The sequence below is a fragment of the Portibacter lacus genome (assembly GCF_021533215.1).
GTDB classification, from domain to species: Bacteria; Bacteroidota; Bacteroidia; order Chitinophagales; family Saprospiraceae; genus Portibacter; species Portibacter lacus.
Genome location: NZ_JAJNKA010000037.1, coordinates 1 through 2,563, shown reverse-complemented (window position 1 = coordinate 2,563; position 2,563 = coordinate 1). Strand labels below are relative to the sequence as shown.

2 protein-coding genes are annotated in these 2,563 nt (G+C 37.7%); both read left to right on the top strand.

Translation table 11 applies throughout. From position 1 onward, the window contains the following. The first annotated feature begins 172 nt into the window (after window positions 1–172). The gene (gene istA, locus L2586_RS24320) at window positions 173–1,726 is read left to right on the top strand and encodes an IS21 family transposase (RefSeq protein WP_235295610.1); all 1,554 of its coding nucleotides are present in this window, start codon (window positions 173–175) and stop codon (window positions 1,724–1,726) included. Window positions 1,727–1,754: 28 nt separating this feature from the next. Then, on the top strand, window positions 1,755–2,483 hold the full coding sequence (gene istB / locus L2586_RS24315; RefSeq protein ID WP_235295609.1) for an IS21-like element helper ATPase IstB: 729 nt from the start codon (window positions 1,755–1,757) through the stop codon (window positions 2,481–2,483). The last annotated feature ends 80 nt before the right edge of the window (window positions 2,484–2,563 follow it).

Below are 2,563 nucleotides of genomic sequence, written 5' to 3'. Positions count from 1 at the left end.
TGCATATTCCTGCACCTTTGACCCCTCGATTCCTATCGGTTTGACCCCTCTGATTCTTGAGGTTTGACCCCTCAAAAGTAGAAGAATGTTAATAACATTCTTACGGTTTGACCCCCTAAGAATGTGGATACATACGCTAAATAATATCATGTTGGTGATAAAAATCACAAGCATGGGCAAAATAAAACGTATGGATCAAGTAAGACTAATACTTAGAACTTATCAACGATGTGGCTCTTTTAAGGAGACTGCTAGGAGACTAAAGATGTCTAAGAATACCATTAAACATTATGTCAAAATCGCTCATCGATCGAGCACTGACTTAGATAAGATTTTAGCGCTAGAGTATAAGGATTTTGATGTACTTTTTAATCATAGTAGTGGAAGTGAAGAGGTCTTTTTAGAGCAAGAGTTCTTTAGCAAAGTACCTTATTGGTTAAAGGAGCTTCGTAGCCCTGGAGTGTCTCGTCAACTCATATGGGAAGAGTATAGAAAAGGCAATGCTAAGGGATATAGCTACAGTAGGTTTTGTGCAAAACTTAAAAGGTATCTGCGTTCTAAGGATCTCACCTTGGCCCTTAAACACGAGCCTGGAGATACTTTACAAATTGACTTTGCTGGAAAGAAACTCTCTTGGGTAGACCCTAAGACAGGAGAGGTAACTCTATGCGAGGTGCTAGTTACAGTTTGTCCATTTAGCCACTACTGCTTCGCAATAGCTCTACCTTCACAGAAAGTGACGGACTTTATTTATGGTATCAATCAGGCTTTTCTTTTCTTGGGTAAACTACCCAAGAAAATACTCTCTGATAATTTAAAATCCTATGTCACAACTTCTGATAGGTACGAACCCAAGTTCAACGAATTATGCGTCCAGTTAGCCGACCACTATAACCTTGAATTACAAGCCACCAGACCACGCAAACCTAAAGACAAGGCTAGTGTAGAAAATGCAGTTAGAATCGTTTATCAGCGAATTTATGCTCCTTTGAGGAACGAAGTTTTTCATAGTATAGAGGAGATAAATCGAGCAATAGTAGACCAATTATCGATACACAATCAAATACCTTTTCAAAAAAAGGAAGGCTGTAGAAAAGAGCTCTTCGAGCAATATGAAAAACCTTTGATGGCAGACCTTCCCAACGAGTTATTTGAACTCAAAAAATCTACAAAAGCTAAAGTTCAGCGTAACTACCATGTTTTCCTAGGTGAAGAAAAGAACTACTATTCTGTTCCACATCAGTATGTAGGCAAACAAGCCATCGTTTTTTATAACCGAACCCTAGTTGAGATTTATATTGATAGAACAAGAGTTGCTGTGCATAAGAGACTTGCCCACAGAAATAGCAATGTGTATCAAACTCATGACAAACATCTACCAAAGAATCATGAACAATGGAAGGCTTCTCAAGGGTATGATGGCGCTTACTTTATTGACCAAGCAGCTAAGGTTGGAGAAGCTACAAAATGGCTAATCCAACAAGTTCTAATTGCTAAAATCTATGAGGCCCAAACTTATAATAGTTGCTCTGGGATCTTACACCTTGCAAAGCGTTACTCTCCACAAAGAGTTGAAAAAGCTGCACTTCGCTGTAAGAAAGTTGGAAAAGGAAATTACCCAATGATGAAAAAGATCCTAGAGAAAAATCTAGATCAGGTGGAAGAAGCATTGATTTTAAAGATCCCCACACATGACAACATTAGAGGCCCTCAAGCTTATCAATAATTAACTATTAATCATAAAATTCAAATAAATGAAAAATGAATCTTTAGACATGTTTAGACAGATGAAACTCACTGGTATGGCCGATGCTTATCAAGCTGTTTTATCCTTACCTATTAATAATCATCCAGAAGCTCACGACCTGATTGCCCAGCTAATAGATGCTGAGTTTCAATATCGAACAGATCGACGAACTAAGATGTTTCTTAGGCTTAGCAAACTTAGATATCAAGCTTCTATCCAAGATATAGAATGTTCTGAAAAGAGAAATCTGAGCAAGGACAAACTTGCCTTCTTAGCTGATTGCAACTTTATCAATCGTGCTGAAAATGTATTGATCACTGGTGCTACAGGATGCGGTAAATCATATTTGGCTTGTGCATTAGGAGATAATGCTTGTTTGCATGGTTACAGAACACTTTACTTTAATCTTAATCGTTTTGCAGAACAAATTAGCTTAGCAAAAACAGATGGTTCTTTGATTAAATGGCTCGACAAATTAAAGAAAGCTAAACTCATTATTCTAGATGATTTTGGGCTCCAACCATTATCACAATCTGTCAAGCTATCGCTTCTTCAAATCCTTGAAGATCGATATGGAAACTCAGCTACTATAATTTGCTCACAACTTCCCTTAAACGCTTGGCATGCTTATCTAGATGAACCAACTATCGCTGATGCAATCTTAGACAGAATTGTACCTAAAGCACACAGAATTGATCTCAAAGGGGAAAGCCTCAGAAACAGATCTAAAATATAATTGTAAATTTGAAATAGCGAGTTATCCACATAGGGGGTCAAACCTCAAGAACTAGGGGGTCAAACACATAGGAATAAGCA

What these genes read in the sequence shown, in the direction of transcription:
- istA (WP_235295610.1), top strand. Translation starts at nt 173, where the DNA reads ATGGGCAAAATAAAACGTATGGATCAAGTAAGACTAATACTTAGAACT.
- istB (WP_235295609.1), top strand. Translation starts at nt 1,755, where the DNA reads ATGAAAAATGAATCTTTAGACATGTTTAGACAGATGAAACTCACTGGT.